The sequence below is a fragment of the Sphaerotilus hippei genome (genome assembly GCF_003201595.1).
Taxonomy (GTDB): Bacteria; Pseudomonadota; Gammaproteobacteria; order Burkholderiales; family Burkholderiaceae_C; genus Sphaerotilus; species Sphaerotilus hippei.
The window spans coordinates 392,634-419,041 of sequence record NZ_QJJS01000001.1; the positions used below are offsets into that span (position 1 = coordinate 392,634).

Annotated in this window: 15 protein-coding genes; 9 read left to right on the forward strand and 6 right to left on the reverse strand. The window is 71.9% G+C overall.

Annotation, left to right across the window (positions count from 1 at the left end):
- Positions 1-117 precede the first annotated feature (117 nt).
- The gene (locus C7444_RS01880) at positions 118-2,292 is read left to right on the forward strand and encodes a 3-hydroxybutyrate oligomer hydrolase family protein (protein ID WP_110399104.1); all 2,175 of its coding nucleotides are present in this window, start codon (positions 118-120) and stop codon (positions 2,290-2,292) included.
- A gap of 69 nt (positions 2,293-2,361) precedes the next feature.
- Here C7444_RS01880 and cphA read toward each other — a convergent pair whose 3' ends face one another.
- Positions 2,362-4,944, reverse strand: a complete 2,583-nt coding sequence (gene cphA, locus C7444_RS01885; RefSeq protein ID WP_110399105.1) for a cyanophycin synthetase — start codon at positions 4,942-4,944, stop codon at positions 2,362-2,364.
- 31 nt (positions 4,945-4,975) lie between these two features.
- Positions 4,976-7,162 (reverse strand): cyanophycin synthetase, encoded by a 2,187-nt coding sequence (locus C7444_RS01890; protein WP_110399106.1) that lies wholly within the window; start codon positions 7,160-7,162, stop codon positions 4,976-4,978.
- 253 nt (positions 7,163-7,415) lie between these two features.
- Between C7444_RS01890 and C7444_RS01895 the strand changes: the two genes are divergently transcribed.
- Positions 7,416-9,719, forward strand: a complete 2,304-nt coding sequence (locus tag C7444_RS01895) for a cyanophycin metabolism-associated ABC transporter (RefSeq protein ID WP_110399107.1) — start codon at positions 7,416-7,418, stop codon at positions 9,717-9,719.
- 20 nt (positions 9,720-9,739) lie between these two features.
- Positions 9,740-10,213: a cyanophycin metabolism-associated DUF1854 family protein gene (locus C7444_RS01900; protein WP_110399173.1), complete on the forward strand. Its 474-nt coding sequence runs from the start codon at positions 9,740-9,742 to the stop codon at positions 10,211-10,213.
- A 7-nt stretch (positions 10,214-10,220) separates the two neighbouring features.
- Here C7444_RS01900 and C7444_RS01905 read toward each other — a convergent pair whose 3' ends face one another.
- Positions 10,221-12,305 (reverse strand): S8 family serine peptidase, encoded by a 2,085-nt coding sequence (locus C7444_RS01905; protein ID WP_170130592.1) that lies wholly within the window; start codon positions 12,303-12,305, stop codon positions 10,221-10,223.
- Between the two features lie 254 nt (positions 12,306-12,559).
- Here C7444_RS01905 and uvrA point away from each other — a divergent pair, with 254 nt between their 5' ends.
- The 4 genes from uvrA (at position 12,560) to C7444_RS01925 (ending at position 21,436) form a co-directional block, all read left to right on the forward strand.
- Positions 12,560-18,367, forward strand: a complete 5,808-nt coding sequence (uvrA, locus tag C7444_RS01910; RefSeq protein WP_110399109.1) for an excinuclease ABC subunit UvrA — start codon at positions 12,560-12,562, stop codon at positions 18,365-18,367.
- A 204-nt stretch (positions 18,368-18,571) separates the two neighbouring features.
- Positions 18,572-19,159 (forward strand): PEP-CTERM sorting domain-containing protein, encoded by a 588-nt coding sequence (locus tag C7444_RS01915; protein WP_245909360.1) that lies wholly within the window; start codon positions 18,572-18,574, stop codon positions 19,157-19,159.
- A gap of 225 nt (positions 19,160-19,384) precedes the next feature.
- Positions 19,385-19,792, forward strand: a complete 408-nt coding sequence (locus tag C7444_RS01920) for a hypothetical protein (protein ID WP_110399110.1) — start codon at positions 19,385-19,387, stop codon at positions 19,790-19,792.
- 9 nt (positions 19,793-19,801) lie between these two features.
- On the forward strand, positions 19,802-21,436 hold the full coding sequence (locus C7444_RS01925; RefSeq protein ID WP_110399111.1) for a bifunctional aminoglycoside phosphotransferase/ATP-binding protein: 1,635 nt from the start codon (positions 19,802-19,804) through the stop codon (positions 21,434-21,436).
- Between the two features lie 2 nt (positions 21,437-21,438).
- Here C7444_RS01925 and C7444_RS01930 read toward each other — a convergent pair whose 3' ends face one another.
- Complete coding sequence (locus tag C7444_RS01930) at positions 21,439-21,741, reverse strand: DUF2917 domain-containing protein (RefSeq protein WP_110399112.1); 303 nt, start codon at positions 21,739-21,741, stop codon at positions 21,439-21,441.
- A 153-nt stretch (positions 21,742-21,894) separates the two neighbouring features.
- On the opposite strand from C7444_RS01930, the gene C7444_RS01935 reads away from it, so the two are divergent.
- A complete protein-coding gene (locus C7444_RS01935) occupies positions 21,895-23,343 on the forward strand; it encodes an aminotransferase-like domain-containing protein (RefSeq protein WP_110399113.1) in 1,449 nt (482 codons plus the stop codon).
- A 62-nt stretch (positions 23,344-23,405) separates the two neighbouring features.
- Positions 23,406-23,846: a cupin domain-containing protein gene (locus C7444_RS01940; protein ID WP_110399114.1), complete on the forward strand. Its 441-nt coding sequence runs from the start codon at positions 23,406-23,408 to the stop codon at positions 23,844-23,846.
- A gap of 12 nt (positions 23,847-23,858) precedes the next feature.
- Here the strand turns inward: C7444_RS01940 and C7444_RS01945 are convergent, their stop codons facing one another.
- Both C7444_RS01945 and yjjJ read right to left on the reverse strand, forming a co-directional pair.
- Positions 23,859-24,845, reverse strand: coding sequence for a Bug family tripartite tricarboxylate transporter substrate binding protein (locus tag C7444_RS01945; RefSeq protein WP_110399115.1), 987 nt, complete (start codon positions 24,843-24,845; stop codon positions 23,859-23,861).
- Between the two features lie 59 nt (positions 24,846-24,904).
- On the reverse strand, positions 24,905-26,341 hold the full coding sequence (gene yjjJ / locus C7444_RS01950) for a type II toxin-antitoxin system HipA family toxin YjjJ (RefSeq protein ID WP_110399116.1): 1,437 nt from the start codon (positions 26,339-26,341) through the stop codon (positions 24,905-24,907).
- Positions 26,342-26,408: the final 67 nt, after the last annotated feature.

Sequence of the window (26,408 nt, forward strand, 5' to 3'; positions counted from 1 at the left end):
CCTGCCCGAAGGTCTGCAAGCTGTGATGGTGTCGTGAGAAATGACCGGAAAACAAGCTTCCGGGCCGCGACGCTCCTGCCCGCCCGGCGCAGGACATCACATCGGAGGACCCCTCTCATGCTGAACCTTCTCCCCGTGCAGGACCGGATCTGGGCGCGCCGTCGTGTGGTGGCCGCCGCCTGCTGTGCACTGATCACGCTCGGTGCCTGCGGCGACGACGACAACGAGGACCTGAACCGCCTGCCCGCCGGGGTCCGGGGCGGGGTCAGCGAATCGGTCCACGACGGCGTCACCGACGACCTGCTGACCGCCGGCCTCGGCAAGACCGGCCTGATGGCTGCCGCACCGGCCTATGCCAACGCCGCCGCGCCCACGGCCGCCGAACTGCGCCGCAACGCCATCCACACCAACTACCGCGCCCTGGTCGACTACACCGCCAGCGGGGGCATGGGCACGCTCTACGGCCCCAACGTCGATGCCGCGGGGGTCGTCACCACGGGCGAGGGCCGCATCGCGGGGCGCGAGTACATCGCCTGGGCCGACGACGGCACCGGCCAGCGCAACGTCACGCTGATGGTGCAGCTGCCCGACAGCTTCAGCACCAGCAGTCCCTGCATCGTCACGGCCACCTCGTCGGGCTCGCGCGGGATCTACGGCGCGATCGGCACCGCGGGCGAGTGGGGCCTGAAACGAGGCTGTGCCGTGGCCTACACCGACAAGGGCACGGGCAACGGCCTGCACGATCCCGTCAGCGGCCTGGTGATGAAACGCGACGGCACGACCACGACGGCTGCCGCGGCCGGGCTGGACGCCGTCTTCAGGCTGCCCGACAGCGCCGCGGCGCTGTCGGCCTTCAACACCGCCACCCCCGACCGGGTCGGCTACAAGCACGCGCACTCGCAGCAGAACCCGGAGAAGCGCTGGGGCGCCGACACGCTCGACGCGATCCGGCTGGCGTTCTACGTCATCAACCAGCGCCATGGCGCACCGAGCGCGGACGGCACGCAGCGCCTGCGCACCTTCCAGCCGTCGAACACGCTGGTCATCGCCTCGTCGGTCTCCAACGGGGGCGGGGCCGCGCTGGCCGCGGCCGAGCAGGACACCGAAGGGCTGATCGACGGCGTCGCCGTCAGCGAGCCCAACGCCCAGCCGGGCAGCCTCGGCAGCCTGGCGCTGCGGCAGGGCTCGACCGCGGTCGCGACCTTCGGCCGGCCGCTGATCGACTACTTCACCTACGCCAACCTGTTCCAGCCGTGCGCGGCCCTGTCCAGCCAGGCGGGGCTGTCGATGTCCTCGGCGTTCTGGCCGGCGGCCTACACGACGGCGGCACAGAACCGCTGTGCCGGCCTGCAGGCCAAGGGCCTGCTGAGCGCGACCACGCTGGCCGGCCAGGCCGACGAGGCGCTGTCGCGGCTCGACAGCTACGGCTGGGCGGCCGAGCAGCACTTCTTCCAGCAGTCGCACTTCCGCTTCGCGAGCAACTCGATCGCCGTCACCTACATCAACACCTACGGCCGCTTCAGCGTCACCGACAGCGTCTGCGGCTACAGCATGGCAAACACCAATGCTGCCGGGGACGTGATCGCCCAGGTGGCCTCCACCCAGGCCGGCCTGTTCGCCAGCGGCAACGGCGTGCCGCCCACCAGCGGGGTCAACCTGGTCTACGACCGCTCGTCGGGCGGGGCGAAGCTCGACTTCCTGGCCGTCTCGCCCAGCACCGCCGTGGCCGACTTCGCGCTCGACGGCGCGCTGTGCCTGCGCTCGCTGGCCACCGGCCTCGATCCGGTGACCGGTGCCGCGCTGACCGGCACGCTCAAGGCGCAGTCGGACCGGGTGATCGCCGGGGTCGCCGAGGTCCAGCTGAGCGCGCGCCTGCAGGGCAAGCCGACCGTGATCGTGGCCGGCCGCAGCGACACGCTGCTGCCCGTCAACCACACCGCCCGGGCCTACTTCGGCAAGCAGCAGCTGGTCGATGGCCGCCACGCGGCCCAGGTGCGTTATTACGAGGTGACCCATGCCCAGCATTTCGACGGCTTCATCGCCTTCGGTGCGCTGCTGGGCTACGACACCCATGCCGTGCCGCTGCACCCCTACCTGAACCAGGCCCTCGACCTGATGTACGCCCACCTGAGCAGCGGGGCGGCCTTGCCGGCCAGCCAGGTGGTGCGCACGACGCTGCGCAGCAGCAGCGCGCAGGCGCTGACCGCGGCCCATGTGCCGGCGATCGCCACCTCCCCGGCGGCAGCGGACCTGATCACGATGAGCGGCAGCACGCTGCAGATCCCGGACTGAGCCGTCGCGGTCGCCATGAAAAAGGCGGCCCCGAAGGGCCGCCCGGCAGGAGGAACGCAGATCGGACCGTCAGGGGGTGGTCGAGGCCTGCGCCACCCGGGCGGCCAGGTGGGCCAGGGCCTCTTCCACCTGGTCGACCAGCACCAGGCACAGATCGCCCGGGCGCAGCTGCCCGAGCGCCGTGTCGATCGCGGTGAACTCGCCGCGGATCTCGCTGACCTCGGTGGTGCGGGGCGCCCCGACCAGACCTTCACGCAGCAGCGACAGCACCTCGCCATCGGCGCGGCCGCGCTGGCAGGCGTCCTGGTAGAGCACGACATGGTCGAACGCGCCACCGAGGATCACGGTCTGCTCGCGGATGTCCTCGTCGCGGCGGTCACCGGCACCGCTGATGACCACGCTGCGGCGCTGGCCGGCCTCGGTCGGCATCGCCTCGACGGCGGCGACCAGCGCACGCATCGCGTCCGGGTTGTGGCCGTAGTCGGCGATGACGGTGGCGCCGCGGTAGTCCATGACGTTGAAGCGCCCGGGGGCGTTGTCCGCGTCGTTGACGAAGCTGGCCAGCCCGCTGCGCACCGCCTGCCAGTCCAGCCCGACGCCCCAGGCGGCCGCGACGGCCGCCATGACGTTCTCGACCTGGAAGCTGATTAGCCCGCCACGGGTCAGCGGCACGTCGTGCAGCGACAGGAACTCGCGGCGAGCGCCTTCGGCCGCCACGATCTGGTCACCGTCGATGTAGACGCAGCGACGGCCCTGGGCCCGGTGCGTGGCCATCACCGGGTGGTCGGCGTCGCAGGCGAAGTAGATGATCTCGCTGTCGCACTTGGCGGCCATCGCCACCACCTGCGGGTCGGCGGCGTTCAGCACGGCATAACCGCCCGGCGCCACGTTCTGCACGATCACCCGCTTGAGCACCGCGAGGTCCTCGACGGTGGTGATGTAGTTCAGCCCGAGGTGGTCGCCCGCGCCGATGTTGGTGACCACCGCGACCTGGCAGCGGTCGAAGCCCAGGCCCTCGCGCAGCACGCCGCCACGCGCGGTCTCGAACACCGCGGCATCGACGTCCGGGTGCATCAGCACGTTGCGCGCGCTCTTGGGGCCGCTGCAGTCGCCGCTGTCGATCTGGCGGCCCTCGACGTAGACGCCGTCGGTGTTGGTCATGCCCACGCGCAGGCCGTCGGCGGTCAGCAGGTGGGCGATCAGCCGGGTCGTCGTGGTCTTGCCGTTGGTGCCGGTCACCGCGATGACCGGGATGCGGCCGTTGTCGCCATGGGCGAACAGGTTCTGGATGATGGCCTCGCCGACCGGGCGACCCTTGCCGTAGGACGGTGCCAGGTGCATGCGCAGACCGGGGGCGGCGTTGACCTCGACGATGCCGCCGCTCTGCGCCTCGAGCGGGCGCAGCACGCTCTCGCAGACGATGTCGACGCCGCAGATGTGCAGGCCGACCATCTGGGCGGCGGCGACCGCCCGGGCGGCCACCTCGGGGTGCACGTCGTCGGTCACGTCGGTGGCCGAGCCGCCGGTGCTCAGGTTGGCGTTGTTGCGCAGGATCACGCGCTGGCCCTTGCTCGGCACCGACTCGGGCTTCAGGCCCTGCATCGCCAGGCGGGCGATGGCGATGTCGTCGAAGCGGATGCGCGTGAGCGAGGTGGCGTGGCCGCTGCCGCGGCGCGGGTCGGCGTTGACCTGGTCGACCAGCTCGCGCACGGTGTGCACGCCGTCGCCGCTGACCTGCGGCGGATCACGCCGGGCCGCGGCGACCAGCCGGTCACCGACCACCAGCATGCGGAAGTCGCTGCCGGGCAGGTACTTCTCGACCATGACCTCGCCAATCTCGGCGGCGGCCTGGTAGGCCAGGTCCAGGTGGGCACGGTCGACGATGTTGACCGTCACGCCCTTGCCCTGGTTGCCATCCTGCGGCTTGACGACCACCGGCAGGCCGACCTCGAGAGCCGCGGCCCAGGCGTCGTCCGGATCGCTCACCGGCCGGCCGAAGGGCACCGGGGCGCCGGCGGCGCGCAGCAGGCGCTTGGTCAGGTCCTTGTCCTGGGCGATCGATTCGGCCACCGCGCTGGTGGTGTCGACCTCGGCGGCCTGGATGCGGCGCTGGCGCGAGCCCCAGCCGAACTGCACCAGGCTGCCCTGGGTCAGCCGGCGGTAGGGGATGCCGCGGGCGACCGCCGCATCGACGATGGAGCCGGTGCTCGGGCCCAGCCGCACGTCCTCGTCGAGCTCCTGCAGCTCGGCCACGGCGGCTTCGGCATCGAACTGGCCGCCGGTCAGCGCCGCCTGCAGCAGGGCCTGGGCGAGCGCGAAGGCGCGGCGGCCGACGTCCTCCTCGCTGTACTCGACCACCACCTGGAACACGCCGGCCTCGACGGTCGCGGTGGTGCGGCTGAAGGTCACCGGACAGCCGGCCGCGGTCTGCAGCGCCAGCGCGGCGGCCTCGAGCACATGGGCCAGGCCGGTCGCGCCGGTCGAGCCCAGCGGGTGCAGCGGGCCGATGGCCGGGAAGAGCTCGCGCACCGCCGACTCGAGCGCGGGCGTGATCTGCAGTTCGGACGTGTCGCAGGACACGACGGCCTCGATCGCCGTGTGCCGGCTCCAGAGGTTGGGGCCCCGCAGGGCACGGATACGTGAAACGTCCATCAACGCGTCTTTCGAGTGTCGGGTCAGGGGCTCAGGCGGGTGCCGTGTCGCGTTCGAAGGTCTCGATGCCGGCCGAGATCAGGTCGGGCGAGATGCCCAGCGCCCAGGCGGTGGCGGCGACGGCCAGCAGGCTGTCGATCGAGATCTGTCCGGCGCGCGGCAGGCGCTGCAGCGTCAGGCAGGGGGTCTCCTGGGGGCCGCGGGCCAGCACGATCTGCCCGTTCTTCAGGAACACGGCACGACCGTCCTGCGCTCGGTGGGCGCTGATCACCTCCAGCGCGCCGTCGGCGGCGTAGAAGATCACCTCGCCATCGCACAGGTCGGCCAGGTCGGCCAGGCGGGCATCGGCGGCGTTGAGCACGCCGGCGCCTTCGGCCAGCACCACGTCGACCTGCGTGCGCAGCACCTTGACCAGCTGGTCGCCGTGCTGCACGTCGTGCTCGGCCAGTGCCGCCGCGTCGGCGTCGGGCAGATCCAGGTCGGTGATCACGCCGACCTGGCAGCGGTCGTAGGGCAGGCCGTCATCGAGGATGGCGACCGGGTTGCTCTCGAACACCGCCAGCTCGACGTTGCGGTTCATCAGCAGCCGGGTGCCGGCTTCCCAGTGGGCCTGATGGCCGGCCTCGACGCGGCGACGGCCCAGGTAGAGGCCTTCGCGGCAGGCCAGGCCGACCTGGCGGCCGCTCAGGTGCACCAGCCACGCCACCAGGCGGGCGATGACCTGCGTGTCCCGCGAGCCGGCGATGCCGACGATCGGGATGCGGCCCGGCGCGGCGCTGTCCTCGTCGGGGAACAGGTGGTCCACGATGGCCCGGCCGACCGGGCGCGGCGAGCCCTGGGCCGGCTTGAGGTGCATCAGCAGGCCCGGCCCGGCGTTGACCTCGACGATCGCGCCGCCGGTCTCGTGCAGCGGGAGGCCGATGTCGGTCGTCACCAGGTCGACCCCGGCGATGTCCAGGCCGATGACGCGCGCGGCCAGGCAGACCTGGTGCGCCACCTCGGGGTGCACGGCGTCGGTACAGTCGATCGCGACATTGCCGTTGCGCTGGATCAGCACATGGCGGCCGGCGGCCGGCACGGCCTCACCGGCGAGCCCCTGGCGCTCCAGCAGCAGGCGGATGACCGGCTCGTTCTCCAGGCGGATGGTCTCCAGCGGGAACTCCTCGGCATCCCCGCGGCGCGGGTCGCTGTTGAGCTGGCTGTCGATCAGCTGCGCCACCGTCGAATGGCCGTTGCCGGTGATCCACAGGCTCTCGCCGCGTGCGGCGGCGGCGACCTGGCCACCGACGACCAGCACCCGGTGCTCGTCGCCGCGGATGTAGCGCTCGACGATGACCTCGCTGCCTTCCTGGTCGGCCACGGCCCAGGCGGCCTCGACCTCCTCGCGGGTGTTGAGGTCCAGGCTCACGCCCCGGCCGTGGTTGCCGTCGGTGGGCTTGACCACCACGGGCAGGCCGATGTCCTCGGCGGCGTCCCAGGCGGCGGCCGGGGTGTCGGCCACGCTGCCTTCGGGCACGGGCACGCCGCAGGCCTTCAGCAGGCTCTTGGTCAGGTCCTTGTCGCCGGCGATGCCTTCGCCGATGGCGCTGGTCATCTCGGTCTCGGCCGTCCAGATGCGGCGCTGGCGGGCGCCGTAGCCCAGCTGCACCAGGTTGCCGTCGTTGAGCCGGATGTGCGGGATGCGCCGGTCGGTGGCCGCGCCGACGATGCTGGCGGTGCTGGGGCCGAGGTAGCAGTCGTCGAGCTTCTCGCGGATCTGCGCGACCGCGGCCGCCACGTCGAAGGGCTGCTCGTGCAGCGCCGCCGTCAGCAGCGCATGGCCGGCCTGCAGCGCGCACAGCGCCACCTGCTCGTCACGGGCACGGAACACCATGCGGTAGACCCCGTGGCGCGAGGTGCTGCGGGTCTGGCCGAAGCCGGTGGGCATGCCCGACAGGTTCAGCAGCTCGATGACGATGTGCTCGAGGATGTGGCCCGCCCAGGTGCCGCTCTCGAGGCGTTGCAGGAAGCCGCCCCGCTCGCCGACACCGCAGTGGTGCTCGGTCAGCGCGGGCAGCAGCGCCAGCAGGCGGGCGTTGAAGCCGGGCAGCCGGTCCGACGGCCACTCCTCGAGTTCGCCCAGGTCGAGCCAGGTTTCCAGCACCGGACGGTAGGTCCAGATGTTGGGGCCACGCAGGTAGCTGCTGCGCAGCAGCGTCAGTTCAAGGTTCTTGTTCATCGTCCGCGAGGAGGTACGCGTCGGTTGGTCCGAGCACATCGACATCAAAATGGTCTGCAGACCGGCTGGGCCCGTCTCATGCCCTGCATTGTGACGAGGCCGCGAGGCGGTCCTGTTGTGGAAACCATGCAGTGAGCGTCAGATCATGCGGTCGTCCGTGGCGCCGCTGCCGCGTTGAAAGGGGATCAGCGAGAATTGCCCACCCCGAGACCGGTCGTTCCGAAGGGGTTCCGGCACTCGAAATCGACTTGAAATGAAAAATAAGCATCCAGTTTCTGCCGCAACCCGTTCCCAGGATCCTTCAGGGAACGACACGACCCCGTGGCTTCAAGGCCCTGAAAACGTCCTGATCGTGCTCGAGGTTGACCTCGACGACCAGTTGCGATTTTCACGCAGTCGCCTGGTGCTGACCGACCAGGCGCTGCTGGCCTTCCCCCCGGGTGGAGGTGAGCCGGCCCGGATGGTGCTGCAGCCGGACTGGCGCCTGTTGCACGGCGACCACGCCGGCCTGGGCACGCTGGCGCTGCACGACGGCCAGGGCCGGCTGGCGCAGTGGCGCTACACGCTCGGCCAGGACAGCCAGGCGCTGCGGCTGCTGGCGCTGTTCGAGCGCCAGATCGAGCAGCTGGCCCGTCCCGGTGCCGTCGAGGTCGAGGAGGTGCCGACCTGCCCGTCCTGCCACGCCCCGCTGCCGCCCGACACCGAGGACTGCCCGGTCTGCAGCCGCGAGGACAGTCGCCCGCCCTCGACCTGGGTGCTGCTGCGCCTGGGGCGTTTCGCCCGGCCCTACCGAGGCCAGCTGGCCGCCGGCTTCGCGCTGACGCTGGCCTCGACGGCCGCGACGCTGGTGCCGCCCTACCTGACCATTCCGCTGATGGACGACATCCTGATCCCGTTCCAGAACGGCCAGACGATCGATCCGATGCTGGTGATGTTCTATCTGGGCGGGCTGCTGCTGTCGGCGCTGCTGGCCTGGGGCCTGGGCTGGGCGCGCACCTACCTGCTGGCGCTGGTGAGCGAGCGCATCGGCGCGGACCTGCGCACCACCACCTTCGAGCACCTGCTGGGCCTGTCGCTGGACTACTTCGGCAGCAAGCGCACCGGCGACCTGCTGTCGCGCATCGGCAGCGAGACCGACCGCATCAACGTCTTCCTGTCGCTGCACGCGCTCGACTTCGCCACCGACGTGCTGATGATCGGCATGACCTCGGTCATCCTGTTCTCGATCAACCCGACGCTGGCGCTGGTCACGCTGCTGCCGCTGCCCTTCATCGCCTGGCTGATCCACCTGGTGCGCGACCGCCTGCGCACCGGCTTCGAGAAGATCGACCGCGTCTGGGGCGATGTCACCAACGTGCTGGCCGACACCATTCCGGGCATCCGCGTGGTCAAGGCCTTCGCGCAGGAGCGGCGCGAGGCGCAGCGTTTCCGGGACGCCAACCGCTACAACCTCGAGGTCAACGACAAGCTCAACCGCACCTGGAGCCTGTTCACGCCGTCGGTCTCGCTGCTGACCGAGATCGGGCTGCTGGTGGTCTGGGGCTTCGGCGTCTGGCTGGTCAGCAAGAACCAGATCACCGTGGGCGTGCTGACCGCCTTCATCGCCTACATCGGGCGCTTCTACGGCCGGCTCGACTCGATGAGCCGCATCGTCTCGGTGACGCAGAAGGCCGCCGCGGGTGCCAAGCGCATCTTCGACATCCTCGACCACGTCTCCAACGTGCCCGAGCCGGCGCAGCCGGTGAAGCTCGAGCGGGTCGAGGGCCGGCTGCAGATGGAGCAGATCGGTTTCCGCTACGGCAGCCGTTCGGTGATCCGCAACCTGAGCCTGGACATCCGCCCCGGCGAGATGATCGGGCTGGTCGGGCACAGCGGTTCGGGCAAGAGCACGCTGGTCAACCTGATCTGCCGCTTCTACGACGTCACCGACGGGGCCATCAAGCTCGACGGCGTCGACCTGCGCCGCATCGGCGTGGCCGACTACCGCCGCCACATCGGCCTGGTGCTGCAGGAGCCCTTCCTGTTCTTCGGCACCATCGCCGAGAACATCGCCTACGGCAAGCCCGAAGCCGGCCGCGAGGAGATCGTCGCGGCTGCCCGCGCCGCGCATGCGCACGACTTCATCCTGCGCCTGCCGCAGGGCTACGACTCGCTGGTCGGCGAGCGCGGCCAGGGCCTGTCGGGCGGGGAGCGCCAGCGCATCTCGATCGCGCGTGCGCTGCTGATCGATCCGCGCATCCTGATCCTCGACGAGGCCACCTCGGCGGTCGACACCGAGACCGAGAAGGAGATCCAGAAGGCGCTGGACAACCTGGTGCAGGGCCGCACGACGATCGCCATCGCCCACCGCCTGTCGACGCTGCGCAAGGCCGACCGGCTGGTGGTGATGGACCGCGGTCAGGTGGCCGAGGTCGGTCCGCACGACGAGCTGATGGCGCGCAAGGGCGCCTACTGGCGCCTCTACGAGGCGCAGGCGCGCCGCGTCGATGCCGACGGCAATGCGCTGCCGGCCTTGCCCGAGGCCGGCCACGCGGCCCACCCGGCGGGTCAGTCCTGATGTCGCGCGAGGAGTTGAAGATGAGCGGATCCGAGCCTTTCCAGGTCGAGCGTGATGCCCACGGCCGCCTGGTGCTGATCGATGCCCAGGGCGTGCGCCACGAGGGGGTGGTGCCGGTGCGCGCGTTTCCGCTGCAGGCCCCGGGTGAAGGGGTGTCGCTGGTCGGCGCCGACGGCCGCGAGTGCCTCTGGGTGCCGCGGTTGGACCGGCTGCCCGAGCCGCAGCGCACGCTGCTGGACGCCGAGTGCGCGCGGCGCGAGTTCATGCCCCGCGTGAGCCGCCTGCGTTCGGTGTCGACCTTCTCGACGCCCAGCACCTGGGAGGTCGACACCGACCGCGGCGCGACGTCCTTCGTGCTCAAGGGCGAGGAGGACATCCGCCGCCTGCCCGAGGGGCGGCTGCTGATCACCGACAGCCATGGCATCCAGTACGAGGTGCCCGATCGCCAGGCGCTGGACCGGCCCTCGCGCCGGCTGCTCGAGCGTTTCCTCTGACGCCGGCTCAGCGCGCCGGTCGCCGCCGCAGCCAGGCCCAGGCCAGCACCACGGCGGCCAGGGCCGCCAGCGGTGTGCCCGAGAGCGCGCCACCTCCACCGGGTCCGCCGGCGTCGGCCGGGCTCGAGCCGGTGCCCGTGCTGGTGGTGCTCGCGGGGGCGTCACCGCCGGCGGCCAGGACCGTCAGCGTCACCCGCGCGGTGGGGCTGGCCAGCCCCTCGCTGTCGACGGCCACGATCTCGAAGGTCCAGTGGCCGGGCTGGGGCGAGGTCCACTGCAGCAGGTCGCCCGACACGCTCGCCCCCTCCGGGCCCGACAGCAGCTGGTAGCCCAGCACGTCGGCGTCGGCGTCCCGCGCCTGCAGCCGCAGGCTCCATGCCGCCTGGCCGGTCTGGCTGGCGCTGGCATCGTCGAGCTGCGGCGCATTGTTCACCTCGACCTGCACCGGCGCGCCGTGGCTGATCTGGTGGGCCGTGGTGACCTCGACCTGGAAACCCAGGCGGCTGCGGGTGGCCGGGGCGGTGAAGCTCAGGGTGGCGCCATCGCTGCCCTCGAGCGCGACGGCCGGGCCCGACACCTGGGTCCAGCGCCAGGTGAACGGCCCCAGTCCGGTGGCCTCAGCCTGCAGCGTGACCCGCTCGCCGCCGGCGACCACCGCCTGCGCGCCCGTCACGCTCAGCTGGGGCAGCGCCACCGCCTGCACCGCCGCGGCGGCATCGAGCATGCCGGCGCCGCACAGGCCGGCTTGCCGGGCGCACAGCGTGCCGGCCGGGTGGGGGCGGGCGTGGGCCTGCAGCGTCGACTGGATCTGCGCCGGGGTCAGGCTGGCGTCGATGGCCAGCATCAGCGCGACCGCGGCGCTGACGTGGGGGGCCGCCGACGACGTGCCGCCGTAGAGCCGGTTGTCGACCGGCAGGCCGGGGGTGGTGGTGCCGCTGTTGCCGAGGGTCGGGATGGCGCTGCTGTCGCAGTCGCTGCCGGTCTGCACCGCGCAGGCGCCACCACCGGGGGCCGTCAGCGTCAGGCTGGCGGTGTGGTTGCTGTAGGCGGCCAGGTCACCCGAGCGGGTGTGGGCGCCCACCGAGATCACGCCGCTGCAGTTGGCCGGTGCGGCCAGCCGGGTGCTGCTGGCATCGTTGCCGGCCGACGCGACCACCACCGCTCCCCGGGCGATGGCCCGGGTGATGGCGTCCTGCAGGTAGCCGTGGCAGGCGGTGCCGGCGCTGGCGCCCAGGCTCAGGTTGATCACGCGGGCCGGTGTCGGGTTGGCGGGGCTGCTGCCGGCGCCCGAGGTCCAGAGGATGGCATCGGCCACGTCCGACAGCCAGCCGCCGCAGCGGCCCATCGCGCGGGCCGGCAGCAGCGACACCGCGGGCGCCAGGCCGGCGATGCCCCGCTGGTTGCCATGGGTGGCCCCCAGCAGACCGGTCGTCATCAGGCCGTGCCAGGAGCTGGTGGTGCCGGCGCTGGCGCACCAGTCGCCCGGATCGCTGGCGTCCCCGTCGCGGCTGTCCCCGTCGCCGCCGGTGGTGGCGTCGCTGACGAAGTCACGCCCGGGCAGCAGGGTCGCGCCCAGGTCGGGGTGGGCGAGCGAGCCGGTGTCGATCACCGCCAGCACGACGCCGAGGCCCCGGCTCAGCGGCCAGGCGTCGACGAAGCCCGCGGCGCCCGCCGCGGCGCCGCCGCTCGAGGCGATGTCCCACTGCCGTGCGGCCTGCGGGTCGTCCGGCAGCAGACCGTGACCGGTCACGCGCACGTCGGGCGCCACGTCCAGCACGCCGCTGTCGCGCGCCAGCCGGTGGGCCGCCTGGCGCGCCGCGTCCGCGTCCATGGCCGTGCGGCTGCGGTAGATCACGCTGCCGTCGCCGCGCTGGCGCACCACGCTCAGCTCCTGCCCGAGCCGGTCGGACAGCCGGCGCCGCACCGTTTCGGCCGATCGAGCCCCGGACGCGCCCGCGGCCAGTGCCGTGGCCCGCAGGTCCGGTTCGCTGCCCGGCCGGAAGCGCACGACCAGCCGGTCGGTCAGCGGCGGCGTCTGCACCGCCTGTGCCGCGTGGCCGGACAGCAGGGCGGCACCGGCCAGCAGCAGCATCCGGAGGGCCGACCACCGGCCCGGGCTGCGGCCCGCCGCGGTGGTGGAAGGGATCGGGTGAAGAGGCGGGAGGGGCATGGAGGCAGCAGGTGGACGCGGGTGTCCCGTGCTTATCGGCTGCGCCGGGGGGGATCCTGAAGCCCGGACCCCTGACCGGGTGGGACTTTCTGGCGCCGGGGCCGCATGACCCGGGTTCAACCCCGGTCACGCGAGCTTCCTAGAATGTCCGCTCCCCCCTCAGCCGCACCTGCACCATGACCGCAAAGAAAGGTTCACCCGCCGCCGGCGTGATCGCCGCGACCGCCCACGAGGCGTCGACCGGGCAGGGTCTGATCCGCATCCGGGGGGCGCGCCAGCACAACCTCAAGAACCTCGACCTCGACATCCGCACCGGCGAGCTGACGGTCGTCACCGGCCCGAGCGGCTCGGGCAAGTCCAGCCTGGTGTTCGATACGCTGTACGCCGAAGGCCAGCGGCGCTACGTCGAGACCTTCAGCGCCTACGCCCGCCAGTTCCTCGACCGCATGGACCGCCCGGCGGTCGACGCGGTGGAGGGCGTGCCGCCGGCCATCGCGATCGACCAGACCAACCCGGTGCGCACCAGCCGCTCCACGGTCGGCACGATGACCGAGCTGAACGACCACCTGAAGCTGCTGTTCGCCCGCGCGGCGCAGCTGTTCGACCGGGACACCGCGGGCCCGGTGCGCGAGGACGATCCGCAGAGCATCCGGGCCGACCTGCAGGCCCGCTGCGCCGCGGCCGGCGATCCGCGGCTGGTGGTCACCTTCCCGGTCGAGCTGCCGGCGTCGACCACGCCCGAGGAGATCGAGCAGTGGCTGTCGGCCAGCGGCTACACGCGGGTGCAGGCCGAGCGTGAGGTGGCCACGCTCACCGGGCCGCGCAAGGTGCTCGACGTCGTGGCCGACCGCTTCCGCCTCGGCAACGCGGAAAGCATCCGGGTGATCGAGGCGCTGGAGGCCGCGCTCAAGCGCGGCAGCGGGCGCTGCAACGTCTACGCGCTCGGGGTGGACGAGGGCCGGGACGCCATCTGGCGCTACAGCCAGGGCCTGCACTGCCCCGAATCCGAGCAGCGCTACAGCGCCGCCCAGCCGGCGATGTTCTCGTTCAACTCCGCCTTCGGCGCCTGCGAGACCTGCCGCGGCTTCGGGCGGGTGATCGGCGTCGACTTCGGCCTGGTCATCCCCGATCACCGCAAGACGCTGCGGGGCGGGGCGATCAAGCCGCTGCAGACGCCGGCCTGGAAGGAGTGCCAGGACGACCTGATCCGCTACGCCGGGGACGCCGGCATCCCGCGCGACACCGCCTGGGCCCAGATGAGCCCCGCCCAGCAGGCCTGGGTCATCGACGGTTCGCCGAACTGGAACGGCGAATGGAACCAGCAGTGGTACGGCATCCGGCGCTTCTTCGAGTACCTGGAGAGCAAGGCCTACAAGATGCACATCCGGGTGCTGCTGTCCAAGTACCGCAGCTACACCCCCTGCGGCGCCTGCGGTGGCGCCCGGCTCAAGACCGAATCGCTGCTGTGGCGCCTGGGCGGCAAGCCGCAGGCCGACGCCGCGCTGCCGGCGGCCCAGCGTTTCCTGCCGGTGGGCGTGAAATGGTCGCGCGCGCAGCTCGAGGCGCTGCCCGGCCTGAGCCTGCACGACCTGATGCTGCTGCCCATCGACCGCATGCGGCGCTTCTTCGACGGGCTGGAGCTGCCGTCGCAGCTGCTCGACGACGCCCTGAACCTGTTGCAGGGCGAGATCCGCACCCGGCTGAAATACCTCTGCGACGTCGGCCTGGGCTACCTGTCGCTCGACCGCCAGAGCCGCACGCTGTCGGGCGGCGAGGTGCAGCGCATCAACCTGACCACCGCGCTGGGCACCTCGCTGGTCAACACGCTCTTCGTGCTGGACGAGCCGTCGATCGGCCTGCACCCGCGCGACATGAACCGCATCAACGAGGCCATGCTGCGCCTGCGTGATGCGGGCAACACGCTGGTGGTGGTCGAGCACGATCCGGCGGTGATGCTGGCCGCCGACCGCGTCATCGACCTGGGCCCGGGGCCGGGCACGCAGGGCGGTCGCATCGTCTTCGACGGCACGCCCGAGGACCTGAAGGCGGCCGAGACGCTGACCGGCGCCTACCTCGGCGCGCGCCGCACCATCGGCCTGGGCCTGACCCGCCCGGTGGTCGACAGCACCCCCCGCCTGATCCTCGAAGGCGCGCGCGAGCACAACCTGCGCAACGTCACCGTCGAGTTCCCGCTGCAGCGCCTGGTGTGCGTCACCGGCGTCAGCGGCTCGGGCAAGTCCACGCTGATCCAGGACGTGCTGCATCCGGCGCTGGCGCGCCATTTCGGCCAGGCCACCGAGTCGCCCGGCGCGCACGACCGCCTGCTCGGCGCCGACGGGCTGAGCGACGCGGTGTTCGTCGACCAGAGCCCGATCGGCAAGACCGCGCGTTCCAACCCGGCCAGCTACGTCGGGGCCTTCGACACGATGCGCGAGCTGTTCGCCGCGCTGCCGGCGGCGCAGCAGCGCAGCTACACCGCCGGCATGTTCAGCTTCAACGCCGGCGACGGCCGCTGTCCGACCTGCGGCGGTTCGGGTTTCGAGCATGTGGAGATGCAGTTCCTCAGCGACGTCTACCTGCGCTGCCCGGACTGCGACGGCACCCGCTACCGCGCCGAGCTGCGCGAGGTGAAGATCGAGCGGCTGGGCAAGGCCATGTCGATCTCCGACGTGCTGGAGCTGACCGTGGCCGATGCGGTGCGCCTGTTCGCCGATGACCGCGAGGTGGTGCGTGCGCTGCAGCCGCTGGCCGACGTCGGCCTCGACTACGTCAAGCTCGGCCAGCCGGTGCCCACGCTGTCGGGCGGCGAGGCGCAGCGCCTGAAGCTGGCCGGCTTCCTCGCCGAGGCCGCCAAGGCGGCGACGTCGAGCAAGCAGAAGCTGGCGAAGAAGGGCACGCTGTTCCTGTTCGACGAGCCGACCACCGGCCTGCACTTCGACGACATCGCCAAGCTGATGCGGGCCTTCCGCAAGCTGCTCGAGGCCGGCCACAGCCTGCTGGTGATCGAGCACAACCTCGACGTGGTGCGGGCCAGCGACTGGATCGTCGACCTCGGCCCCGAAGGCGGCGAGGGCGGTGGCGAGCTGGTGGCCGAAGGCACGCCCGCGGACCTGAAGGCTCATCCGACGAGCCACACCGGCCGGTCGCTGCGCGAGTACGACCTGTCGCTCGGCCATGGCGGCCAGCGGGTGGAGGAGGGCGTGCCGCTGCAGACGCTGGTCAAGGCGCGCCGCGACCGGATCCGCCAGGCCCACGACGACGCCATCCAGATCGTCAACGCCCGCGAGCACAACCTCAAGGGCCTGTCGGTCGACATCCCGCGCGGGCGCTTCAGCGTCATCACCGGCGTGTCCGGTTCGGGCAAGTCGACGCTGGCCTTCGACATCCTGTTCAACGAGGGCCAGCGGCGCTACCTCGAGAGCCTCAACGCCTATGCCCGCAGCATCGTGCAGCCGGCCGGGCGGCCCGAGGTCGACGCGGTCTACGGCATCCCGCCGACGGTGGCCATCGAGCAGCGCCTGAGCCGCGGCGGGCGCAAGAGCACGGTGGCCACGACCACCGAGGTGTGGCATTTCCTGCGCCTGCTCTACGTCAAGCTCGGCACCCAGTACTGCCCGGCCTGCAGCGATTTCCACGCGCCGGCCGACGACTGGGTGGCCGTGCAGCCGCAGACGCCCGAGTCGATCGCCGCCCAGCTGCTGCGTGACCACCGGGGCCAGCACATCGGCCTGCTCGCGCCGCTGGTGATGAACCGCAAGGGCATCTACACCGACCTGGCCAAGTGGGCCAAGGGCAAGGGCCACACCCACCTGCGCGTGGACGGCGAGTTCCTGCCCACCGACAAGTGGCCCAAGCTCGATCGCTACAAGGAGCACACCATCGAGCTGCCGGTGGCCGAACTGCTGGTCGACGTGGCCAACGAGGCGCTGCTGCGCACCCGGCTGGCCGAGGCGCTGGAACATGGCAAGGGCGTGCTGCACCTGCTGACGCCGCTGAAGGCGGCCCAGAGCGCGAAGTCGCTGGCGGCTTCGCTCGAGGCTGGTTTCCTGTCGACGGCCTTCCGCAGCAAGGCGAAGGTGTTCTCGATCAAGCGGGCCTGCCCGCAGTGTGGCACCAGCTATCCGGAGCTGGATCCGCGCATGTTCAGCTACAACAGCAAGCATGGCTGGTGCCCCGACTGCGTCGGCACCGGCCTGACGCTGACGCGCGAGCAGCGCAAGGCGCTCGACGACAGCGTGCAGGAGGACAAGGAGAAGGGCCGCGAGAAGACCTTCGCCGAGCCGGAGGTCGAGGACCTGGTCGACACCGCCTGCGGCACCTGCAGCGGCGCCCGGCTCAACCCGGTCTCGCGCGCGGTGCGCTTTCGCGACACCTCGATCGCCGAGGTCGCCGCCCGTTCGGTCGACGAGGGCCGGCGCTGGATCGAGGCCCACAAGCTCGACGGCCGCGAGGCGGCGATCGCCCGCGACGTGGTCACCGAGATCCGCAACCGGCTGAGCTTCCTCGGTGACGTCGGGCTGGGCTACCTGACGCTGGACCGCGCCGCGCCGACGCTGTCGGGCGGCGAGGCGCAGCGCATCCGCCTGGCCGCGCAGCTCGGCAGCAACCTGCAGGGCGTGTGCTACGTGCTCGACGAGCCGACCATCGGCCTGCACCCGCGCGACAACCGCATCCTGCTCGACGCGCTGCACCGGCTCGGCCGGGCGGGCAACACGCTGGTCGTGGTCGAGCACGACGAGGACACCATCCGCCGCGCCGACCACATCATCGACATCGGTCCCGGCGCCGGCAAGCGTGGCGGGCAGGTCATCGCCCAGGGCACGGCGGTCGAGCTGATGGCCAACGCCGCGTCGATCACCGGCCGTTTCCTGAACGCGCCGCTGAAGCATCCGCTGCAGCCGCGCCGCCCGGTCGATGCCCAGACGCCCGGGCTGACGCTGCGCGGCGCGTCGCTGCACAACCTGCGCGAGGTCGACGTCGAGGTGCCGCTGGCGCGGCTGGTGGCGGTCACCGGCGTGTCCGGCTCGGGCAAGTCGACGCTGGCGCGCGACGTGCTGCTGGCCAATGTGCAGGCGGTGGTCAGCCACAAGCTGGCGGGGCGCAACGCCGGGCCGCGGCCCGCCTGGGTCGGCTGCACCGGGCTCGAGGGCTGGAGCAATGTCGACCGCGTGCTCGAGGTCGACCAGACCCCGATCGGCAAGACGCCACGCTCCTGTCCGGCCACCTACATCGGCTTCTGGGACACGATCCGCAAGCTCTTCACCGAGACGCTCGAGGCCAGGGCGCGGGGTTACGCAGCCAACCGCTTCAGCTTCAACACCGGTGACGGCCGCTGCCCCGGCTGCGAAGGCCAGGGCCTGCGCACCATCGAGATGGCTTTCCTGCCCGACGTGAAGGTGCCCTGCGACCTGTGCCACGGCGCCCGCTTCAACCAGGAGACGCTGGCCGTGACCTGGCGCGGCCGCAGCATCGGCGACGTGCTGCAGATGGAGGTCGACGAGGCGGTCGACTTCTTCGCCAGCATGCCGAGCATCGCCCATCCGCTGCAGCTGCTCAAGGATGTCGGCCTGGGTTACCTGACGCTGGGCCAGCCGTCGCCGACGCTCAGCGGCGGCGAGGCGCAGCGCATCAAGCTCGTCACCGAGCTGAGCAAGGTGCGCGACGACGTCACGCGCCGCGGCCAGAAGGCGCCGCACACGCTCTACGTGCTCGACGAGCCCACGGTCGGCCTGCACATGGCTGACGTCGAGAAGCTGATCCGCGTGCTGCACCGCCTGGTCAACGCGGGCCACAGCGTGGTGGTGATCGAGCACGACCTGGACGTCATCGCCGAGGCCGACTGGGTCATCGACCTCGGGCCCGACGGCGGTTCCGGCGGGGGGCAGGTGGTGGTGTGCGGCACGCCCGAGCAGGTGGTGAAGAGCCGCAGCCACACGGGCGTGGCCCTGAAACCCGTGCTGAAGCGGGGGGCGCCCAAGGCATGAAGGCCGGATAATGGCGCTCCGGCACGGCTGAATTCCCGGTTGGCCGGGCGGCCACCGTGGTACGGCATGGACCACCATGAGGCGTATTCACGCACCGTGATGGCAATCGCCAGGAGCTGCCCCATATCCGTGCGTTCGTGGGGTAGGCGGACCACCGGCGAAGGACTATCGTCCATCGTGCGTTTATCACTTTGGGAGTACGCAATGTCCTTTCTGTCCCGTTTCCTGGGCGCTTCCGCGCTCGCCTGTGCGGCCGTGTCGGCCCACGCCGTCACGGTGGACTTCGAGTCCGAGACCGTCGGCGCGCACCTGAATCCCTACACCGTCAACGGCGTGACGTTCGAGGCCTCGCTGGGCCACGGCCTGTACGTGGACGTGATCCCCAACTCCATCGGCAACCAGATGGGCGTGTTCGGCTCCCAGCTGAGCTCGCTGTTGATCTCGTTCACCGACGCGAGCTCGCTGTCGCTGGACTTCTCGGGCGGCACCAGCATTTCCGCTGGCGACACGGCCTATCTGTCGGTCTACGACGGCACGACGCTGGTCGGCACGAGCTCGCTGCTGCTCGACTCGGACGGCCTGTTCAACCAGACCATCTCCTACACCGGCGGCGTGTTCGACAACGCGGTGTTCTACTTCGGTGACACCGCGGGCAACGCCTCCGCGCTGCTGACCGAAGCCATCGACAACGTCAGCGTCACCCCGGTGCCCGAACCCGAGACCTACGCGATGATGTTCGCCGGCCTGGGCGTGCTGGGTGCGGTCGCCAAGCGCCGTCGCAAGTCCGCCTGAACCGCTCGCGGTTCTCGCCATGAAGGCCGGTGCTTGCGCCGGCCTTTCCCTTTTCCGGCCTGACGTGGCGGGTGCCATGGCGTTTTTGCGTCGCACCGGTCCCCAGGGTTCAGGCCCGATTCAAGGGGGATGCGTTCGTCGTTGTTGTTACCATTTGCGCGCTTGTTCACAATGTTCATTTCTGGTGGCATTGAACCGGCGCACGAATCACGGGCATCCATCGACATGCGACACGACCAGTTTTCCGGCCGCGCCTCCTGGCGCCGGCTGCTCAGCACGCTGTCCTGCGGATCGGCCTGGTCGCGGGTCCTGGGCTGGATCCGCGGCTGGGTGCAGGCGCCGCACGGGCGCCCCGGGCCGGCCGGTGAGCCGACCTCGCGGTGGGCTGGCCGGCCCGCCCCGGCGCCGGATCGGTGCCCGTCGGTGGCCGGTTTCCACCTGTCCCATTTTGACGACCGGCCGCCCCGCGCTGCCGTGGGCGACGACGAGTTCCTGAGCGGCCCGCTCCGGGTGGTCCGCGCGGAGGCGGCGGCCCGCGCGCCCGGTGAAGCCGCCCGCGTGAGCCGCCTGCCCGCCCGTGTCGTGCGCCGTGCGCGCGGGTCCGGCAGCCGCCACCGCGCGGCGGCGCGCTGAGCCCTCGCCATGCCGCCGGACATGGCCTGCGACGAGCTGGCACTGCGGCTGCACCAGGGCTTGAGCCGCCAGCTGGCGGCCCGCGGTCCGGTCCGCACGGTCGAGACCCACATCTCCCGGCTGCTGCTCGTCGGCGACGATGCCTACAAGTTCAAGAAGCCGCTGGCCCTGGGCTTCCTCGATTTCAGCTCGCTGGCCGCCCGCCGGCATTTCTGCGAGGAGGAGCTGCGGCTGAACCGCCGCACGGCGCCGCAGATCTACCTCGAGGTGCTGCCGGTGCTGGGCCCGGTCGACGCGCCGCGGCTGGGCCGCGCGGGCGATGCCGCACACGCGCAGGCCGCACTGGACTGGGTGCTGCACATGCGCCGCTTCGACGACCGCCAGGTGTTCGATCGGCTGGACGAGCAGGCCGCGCTGAGCCCCGCACGCATCGACCGGCTGGCGCAGGTGCTGGCCGGCTTCCACCTGCGGCTCCAGGCCGAGGCGGCGCCGGCCCCCGAACCCCATCCCGGCCGGACCGACAGGGTCGGGCACTGGGCGCGTGACAACCTGCAGGCGCTGCTGTCGCTGCCCGGCGGCGAGCCCTGGCATGCGGCGCTGCAGGCGCTGCAGCGCTGGACCCTCGACGGCTTCGAGCGCCTGCGCCCGCTGATGGCCCGCCGCCTGGCCGCCGGCCGGGTGCGCGAGTGCCACGGCGACCTGCACCTGGGCAATCTGGTGCTGATCGAGGACGAGCCGGTGCTGTTCGACGCGATCGAGTTCAATCCCGAGCTGCGCTGGATCGACGTGGTCGCCGACCTGTCCTTCCCGTTCATGGACCTGCTCTCGCGTGGCCACGAGGCGCTGGCCTGGCGCCTGGTCAGTGCCTGGTTCGAGCACACCGGCGACCACGAAGGGGCGGCGCTGCTGGCCTGGGCCGCCGCCTACCGAGCGCTGGTGCGCGCCAAGGTCGCGCTGATCCAGGCCGGGCAGCTGGGCGGCGAGGCCCGCCACGAGGCGCTCGGCAAGGTGCGGGCCGGCATCACCCTCGCGCAGCGCCTGGCCCGTCGGCCCGCGCCCCGCCTGGTGATCGTCTGGGGCCTGTCCGGCACGGGCAAGAGCACCGTGGCGCAGCAGGTGGTGCAGGCACTGGGCGCGCTGCGCCTGCGCTCCGATGTCGAGCGCAAGCGCCTGTTCGGCCTGCAGCCGTCGCAGCGGCCGGCGCCCGCGGGCCAGCCCGGCGTCGGTGCCGACCAGCTGTATGCGCCCGAGGCCACGCGGCGCACCTATGACCGCCTCGAGGCGCTGGCCTCGACCGTGCTGGCGGCCGGCCTGTCGGTGGTCATCGACGCGGCCTGCCTGCGCCGCGCCGAGCGGGACGCGCTGCGCTCGCTGGCCCGCACGGCCGGCGCCGAGGTGCTGCTGCTGCAGTGCCGGGCGCCGGTCGAGGCCTTGCGCCAGCGCCTGCAGGCGCGTGAGCGCCGGGGCGACGATGCCTCGGACGCCGGTGTGGCGGTGCTGGAGCGCCAGCTCGGTTTCATCGAGCCGCCGTGCGCCGCCGAAGGGCCGGCAGTGGTGGCGCTCGACACCGACGTGGCCCCCGGGCTGCTGCCCGGACGCGTCCGCGAGGTGCTGGACGCCGCCTTCGGCCCGCTCGAGGCCTGACCTCAGGCGGCCAGCGGCTGCCGCTCGGGGGTCGGGCTGCGCCCGGCGGCGGTCGCCAGATCCAGCCTCGCGGCGCCCGGGCCGAGGCCCTCCACGACCACCCGGCCGCAGCCGGCCACCACATGGGTGTCGCCGCCGGACAGGAAGTGATCCTGCTCGTCGCCTTCTTCGGTCAACCAGACGCGTCCCGTGATCACCGTGATGCACAGGCCGCGGGCCTGCTGCAGGCTCGTCAGGGCGCCGGGGGCGAGATCGACCGTGCGGGGCAGGTCGGCGGAAGCGGTGGGGGTGGCGGTGGTGTCCATGGGATCCAGCCTAGGGCCGGGCCGAGGGTCTGCACAGACACACGGCCCGACCAGTACAGCCGCCACACGCGGGCCGCCGACGGGCACTGTGTCGGTCGAGCTGAGGCCGATCTGTATGGGTCGGCACCAGGGTCGACCGTACAGAATGGGGCCATGCCTGCTGCAGCCCACCCCCACCCGGAGACGCTCTACCTCCAGATCGCGGACCGCATCGCCCAGTCGATCCGTGCCGGCACGCTGACCCGGGGCAAGCGCATCCCGTCGGTGCGCGAGCTGGCCGGCCAGCAGGGGGTCTCGCCGTCCACGGTGGTGCAGGCCTATCGGGCGCTCGAGGACGCCCGCCTGATCGAGGCGCGGCCCCGCTCGGGCTATTTCGTCGCCGCGCGGTCGACCCGCCTGCCCGAGCCCGAGCCTTCGCTGCCCCCGGCGCGTTCGATGCCGGTCGACGTCAGCTCGCTGGGCGAGCAGGTCATGCGCCTGGCGATGGATCCGGACTACGTCTCCTTCGGCGCCGCCTGCCCGAGTGGCGAGCTGTTCGCGCAGGAGCGCGTGCGGCGTGCGGTCAGCCGGGCGGCGCAGCGCCACCGCACCTCGCTGACCCGCTACCCGCTCGGTCCTGGCAACGAGAGCCTGCGCCGCGCCATCGCCCGCCACGCGCTGGGCATGGGCTGCCAGCTCGACGCCCGCGACGTGCTCGTCACCAACGGCTGCCTCGAGTCCATCAGCCTGTGCCTGCGCGCCGTGACCCAGCCTGGGGATGTCGTGGCGCTGGAGTCGCCGACCTATTTCGGCTTCCTCGAGATCCTCGAGAGCATGAACCTGCGTGCGCTGGAGATCCCCACCCATCCCCGCACCGGCATCTCGCTCGACGCGCTGCAGCTGGCCTTCGACACCCAGCCCGTCAAGGCCGTGCTGGCCGTGCCCACGCTGTCCAACCCGATGGGGTCCTGCCTGCCGCTGGCCGACCGCCGCCGGCTGGCTCAGATGCTGAGCCAGAAGGGCATCCCGCTGATCGAGGACGTGCTCTACAACGACCTGGCCGAACAGGACGACAAGCGCCGCGCGGTCAAGTCCTTCGACACCACCGGCCACGTGATGATCTGCGGCTCCTTCTCCAAGACCGTCGCGCCCGGCATCCGGCTGGGCTGGGTCGAGGCCGGCCGCTGGGCGCCGCAGGTGCGCCGCCTCAAGGCCGTGCACGCGGGCAGCCACACCGAACTGCTCGAGCTGGCCATGGCCGACCTGCTCACCCAGCCCGGCAACGGCTCGCAGTACCGCCAGCTGCGCGCCACCATCGCCGCCCGGGTCGACGAGGCCCGCGGCCTGATCTCCGAGAGCTTCCCCCGCGGCACCCGCGTCACCGATCCCGCCGGGGGGTTCATCCTGTGGGTCGAGCTGCCCGGCGGCCTCGACTCGATGGCGCTCTACCGTGCCTGCTTGGACGAGCGGATCTGCATCGCCCCGGGCACCATGTTCAGCGCCACCGACCGCTACCGCCACTGCATCCGCCTGGGCGTGGGCGGTCGCTGGGACGACGCGCAGCGCGCCGGCCTGCGCCGCATCGGCGCGATCGCCCGCGGGCTGATCCAGGAAGCGGCCTGAACGGGCCGGGAACGCTCCATGCATCGGTGCCAGCACCCTGTCACTGTTCACTGGAGGCTGCCATGCCCGACGATGTTGGTGAGATCGCCAGCGATACGCTCTTTTCCCATGTGAAGCCGATGGATACGGTGTTCCGCGGCGACGGGCTGAGGGATTTTTTCCTCTACCGCGACCTGGGCATCGCCGAGGCCACCAAGGGGCGGGTCATCGCCCAGCTCGTGATCGCGCACAACGCACCGGAGAAAGGCACCGGCTGGCACCGTCACGAGGCGGATTTCCACCTCGTCGTGATGCTGCGCGGCTGGGCCCGGTTCATGTACGAGGACCAGGAGACGCTGGTCAGCGCGGGCGACGTGGTGCACCAGCGCCCGGGCATCCGCCATTACCTGTTCGACTACTCGCCCGACATGGAGTACCTGGAGATCGTCGGCCCGGCCGACTTCAAGTCCATCGACGTCGATCCGGTCTGCGAGATCCCGGCGGCCAGGGGCTGGGGGACCTGAGTCCCCCGGGCTTCACTGCGGCTGGAAGCCGCTGGTCCGGATGACACGCGCCCAGACCTCGCGGTAGGCCTTCTCGCGGGCGGCCAGCTGCGGGCCGCTCATCAGCCCCACGCTCAGGCCCATGGCCGTCAGGCGCTCGTGCACGTCACGCTGCGCGATCACCTTGCCCAGCGCCGCGGTGAAACGCTCGGTCGTGGCCGCGGCCGTGCCGGCGGGGGCGAAGAGGCCGTAGTAGGGCACGTCCTCGAAGCCGCTCAGGCCCAGCTCGGCGAAGGTCGGCACCTCGGGCATCGCCGCCTGGCGGCTGGCGCCCAGCACCGCGACCACGCGGATCTTGCCGTGGCGGTGGTTCTCGATGAAGTCGGGGATCGAGCCCACGCCGGCGCCGATCTGGTTGCCCAGCATGTCGTTCATCATCGGCGCGCTGCCGCGGTAGGGCGCGGCGATCAGGTCGAGCTGGTACTTCTCGCCGATCACCTTGACCAGGAACTCGGGCACCGAGGCCGGCGCCGGCACGCCGACCGCTCCCTGGCCGGCCCCGCGCGTCTTCACCCAGTTCACGTACTCGGCCACGCTGCGCGCCGGCGTGCCGCCGGAGACCGCCAGCGCGTTGACGAAGGTGGCGAAGCCCGCGACCGGCACGAAGTCCTTCGCCGGATCGAACCCCGGGTTCTTCACCACCAGTGGCAGGATGGTGATGGTGTGGTCGTGCGACAGGAAGAAGGTGCTGCCGTCGGCCGGCGCCGCCTTGAGCGCCTGTGCGGCCAGCTGGCCACCGGCCCCGGGCTTGTTCTCGACGATCACCGGCGTGCCCAGCTCACCCTGCAGGCGCTCGGCCAGCGTGCGGGCGATGGCGTCGGTGCCACCCCCGGCCGGAAAACCGACCAGCAGCCGGATCGGCTTGCCGGTGTCGGCGCTGGCGAGACCACCGGCCAGCAGGGCGGCGGCGCCCAGCGCGAGGGCGTGGCGGCGGGTGCGACAGAAAGCGCGACGGAGCATGGGTCAGGTTCTCCTGGGCCGTTGCAGCCCGTGTGTCCAAGGAGGCAGAGGCTCCGATCTTAGGGCGAACCCGCCCCCGCGGGCGGGCCGCCGACGGCGCCGATGCCGCTCGTGTCGCCGGCCGGGTACCTGGACCTCAAGCGCCGGGCCTGCTCCTGTCCCAGCCGCCGCATGCCCTCGCTCAGGCCGTGCGCCTCGGTCACCCGCAGCCAGAAGGCGGTGGCCCATCGTGCGGCCCGCTCGGCATCCTCGCGCTCCTGCGGCAGTGGCGGTGGCGGCTCGCCAGCTTCCAGCGGCGGCACCTCTCCCCCCGCCAGCGGCGCATACCGCATCGGCAGCATGTCGTAGACCGGCGCCAGCCGCAGCCGTCCGCCTTCGGGCATGAAGCTGAGGTTGCCGGTGTGCATGTCGGTGTTGGCGATGAAGCGGCCGAACCAGTGCAGGCGGGTGATGCGGATGGCGTCGTCGGGGCTGAGCCAGCCCAGGGCGACGAGGGCGCGGGCCAGGCGGGGCCAGTGGCTGTGGCCCTGGCCGAGGACTTCGGCGTCGAGCGCGGCCAGGCTGACCACTGGGCGGCGTCCGCGCGGGCCGTGGCGGTCGAAGCGTTCGGACTCCAGGAAAGTGCGCCCGCCGTGGCGCAGCAGCCGCGAGCGGGCCACGGGCAGGTCGGACACTTCGGCCAGGGTCTGCAGGGCCAGGTGCTCGCCGTGCAGCAGGTCGGCCCAGCGGCGCACGGCGGGGGAGTCGTCCGCGCCGGAAAACTTGACGATGACTTCGGGCGTGTCCGCTCCGGCCAGCGTGCGCCTGGCGGTGAACTTGGGGAATTCGCCCGCGGCGCTGGAGCCGGCCACGCCGGTGGCGACAGCGGCCTCGGCCAGCGCGGCATAGGCCGGCGCCGCATCGGCTTCGGCGATCAGGTCGGCGTCCCGCACCTGGGCCAGCCAGCGGCGCAGGGCCGCTTCGCCCACGATCAGGTCGCCGGGGGCGTCGTGGCCGGCGCGGGTGAGGGCCCAGAGGTGGTCGTCGTCGGACCAGTCGCGCACGTCGGCCGGCAGGGCCAGGTCGTCGTGGTGGCGCCGGGCGAACTGCCGGCCCATGTAGCCCTGGAAGCGCAGGTCCTGCAGCGGGTAGGGCAGGCCGCTCCACCAGCCGTCGCGCGCCTCGGGTGGAGCGGGCCACAGCGCCTCGTCGAGCGCCCAGCAGCTGCCCTCAGGCTCGGTCAGGTGCAGCACGCCGGCCGCATGCACGCCACCTTCAGCGTCCACGCGATGGACCGGCACACCGCCCGCATCGCCCCGCAAGCCACGCCGAACGGCATACCGGCGCCGGCGTGCCGCGCCGGAGGCCACCAGTGCGTCCGCCTGCTCGTCGAGCATGCGCAGCAAGGTGGCGCGGGAGACAGACAGGGCCTCGGCCAGCGCAGCCGCCGCGCTCGGGCCTTGACGGCGCAGGACGGCCAGCAGGCGCTGGCGGGCTTCGATGTGGCTGGGGCGCATGGGTTTTGAGGAGATCCTGACACCTCACATTAACTAAAAATCCCTTTTTTGTCAGTCACTTGAGTGC

Excerpts from the sequence above, each read along its gene's own strand:
- C7444_RS01935 (WP_110399113.1), top strand. The coding sequence starts at position 21,895 with ATGCCTGCTGCAGCCCACCCCCACCCGGAGACGCTCTACCTCCAGATC.
- C7444_RS01945 (WP_110399115.1), bottom strand. The coding sequence starts at position 24,845 with ATGCTCCGTCGCGCTTTCTGTCGCACCCGCCGCCACGCCCTCGCGCTG.
- C7444_RS01915 (WP_245909360.1), top strand. The coding sequence starts at position 18,572 with ATGTCCTTTCTGTCCCGTTTCCTGGGCGCTTCCGCGCTCGCCTGTGCG.
- C7444_RS01920 (WP_110399110.1), top strand. The coding sequence starts at position 19,385 with ATGCGACACGACCAGTTTTCCGGCCGCGCCTCCTGGCGCCGGCTGCTC.
- C7444_RS01880 (WP_110399104.1), top strand. The coding sequence starts at position 118 with ATGCTGAACCTTCTCCCCGTGCAGGACCGGATCTGGGCGCGCCGTCGT.
- C7444_RS01940 (WP_110399114.1), top strand. The coding sequence starts at position 23,406 with ATGCCCGACGATGTTGGTGAGATCGCCAGCGATACGCTCTTTTCCCAT.
- C7444_RS01930 (WP_110399112.1), bottom strand. The coding sequence starts at position 21,741 with ATGGACACCACCGCCACCCCCACCGCTTCCGCCGACCTGCCCCGCACG.
- yjjJ (WP_110399116.1), bottom strand. The coding sequence starts at position 26,341 with ATGCGCCCCAGCCACATCGAAGCCCGCCAGCGCCTGCTGGCCGTCCTG.
- C7444_RS01905 (WP_170130592.1), bottom strand. The coding sequence starts at position 12,305 with ATGCTGCTGCTGGCCGGTGCCGCCCTGCTGTCCGGCCACGCGGCACAG.
- C7444_RS01925 (WP_110399111.1), top strand. The coding sequence starts at position 19,802 with ATGCCGCCGGACATGGCCTGCGACGAGCTGGCACTGCGGCTGCACCAG.
- uvrA (WP_110399109.1), top strand. The coding sequence starts at position 12,560 with ATGACCGCAAAGAAAGGTTCACCCGCCGCCGGCGTGATCGCCGCGACC.
- C7444_RS01900 (WP_110399173.1), top strand. The coding sequence starts at position 9,740 with ATGAGCGGATCCGAGCCTTTCCAGGTCGAGCGTGATGCCCACGGCCGC.
- C7444_RS01890 (WP_110399106.1), bottom strand. The coding sequence starts at position 7,162 with ATGAACAAGAACCTTGAACTGACGCTGCTGCGCAGCAGCTACCTGCGT.
- C7444_RS01895 (WP_110399107.1), top strand. The coding sequence starts at position 7,416 with ATGAAAAATAAGCATCCAGTTTCTGCCGCAACCCGTTCCCAGGATCCT.
- cphA (WP_110399105.1), bottom strand. The coding sequence starts at position 4,944 with ATGGACGTTTCACGTATCCGTGCCCTGCGGGGCCCCAACCTCTGGAGC.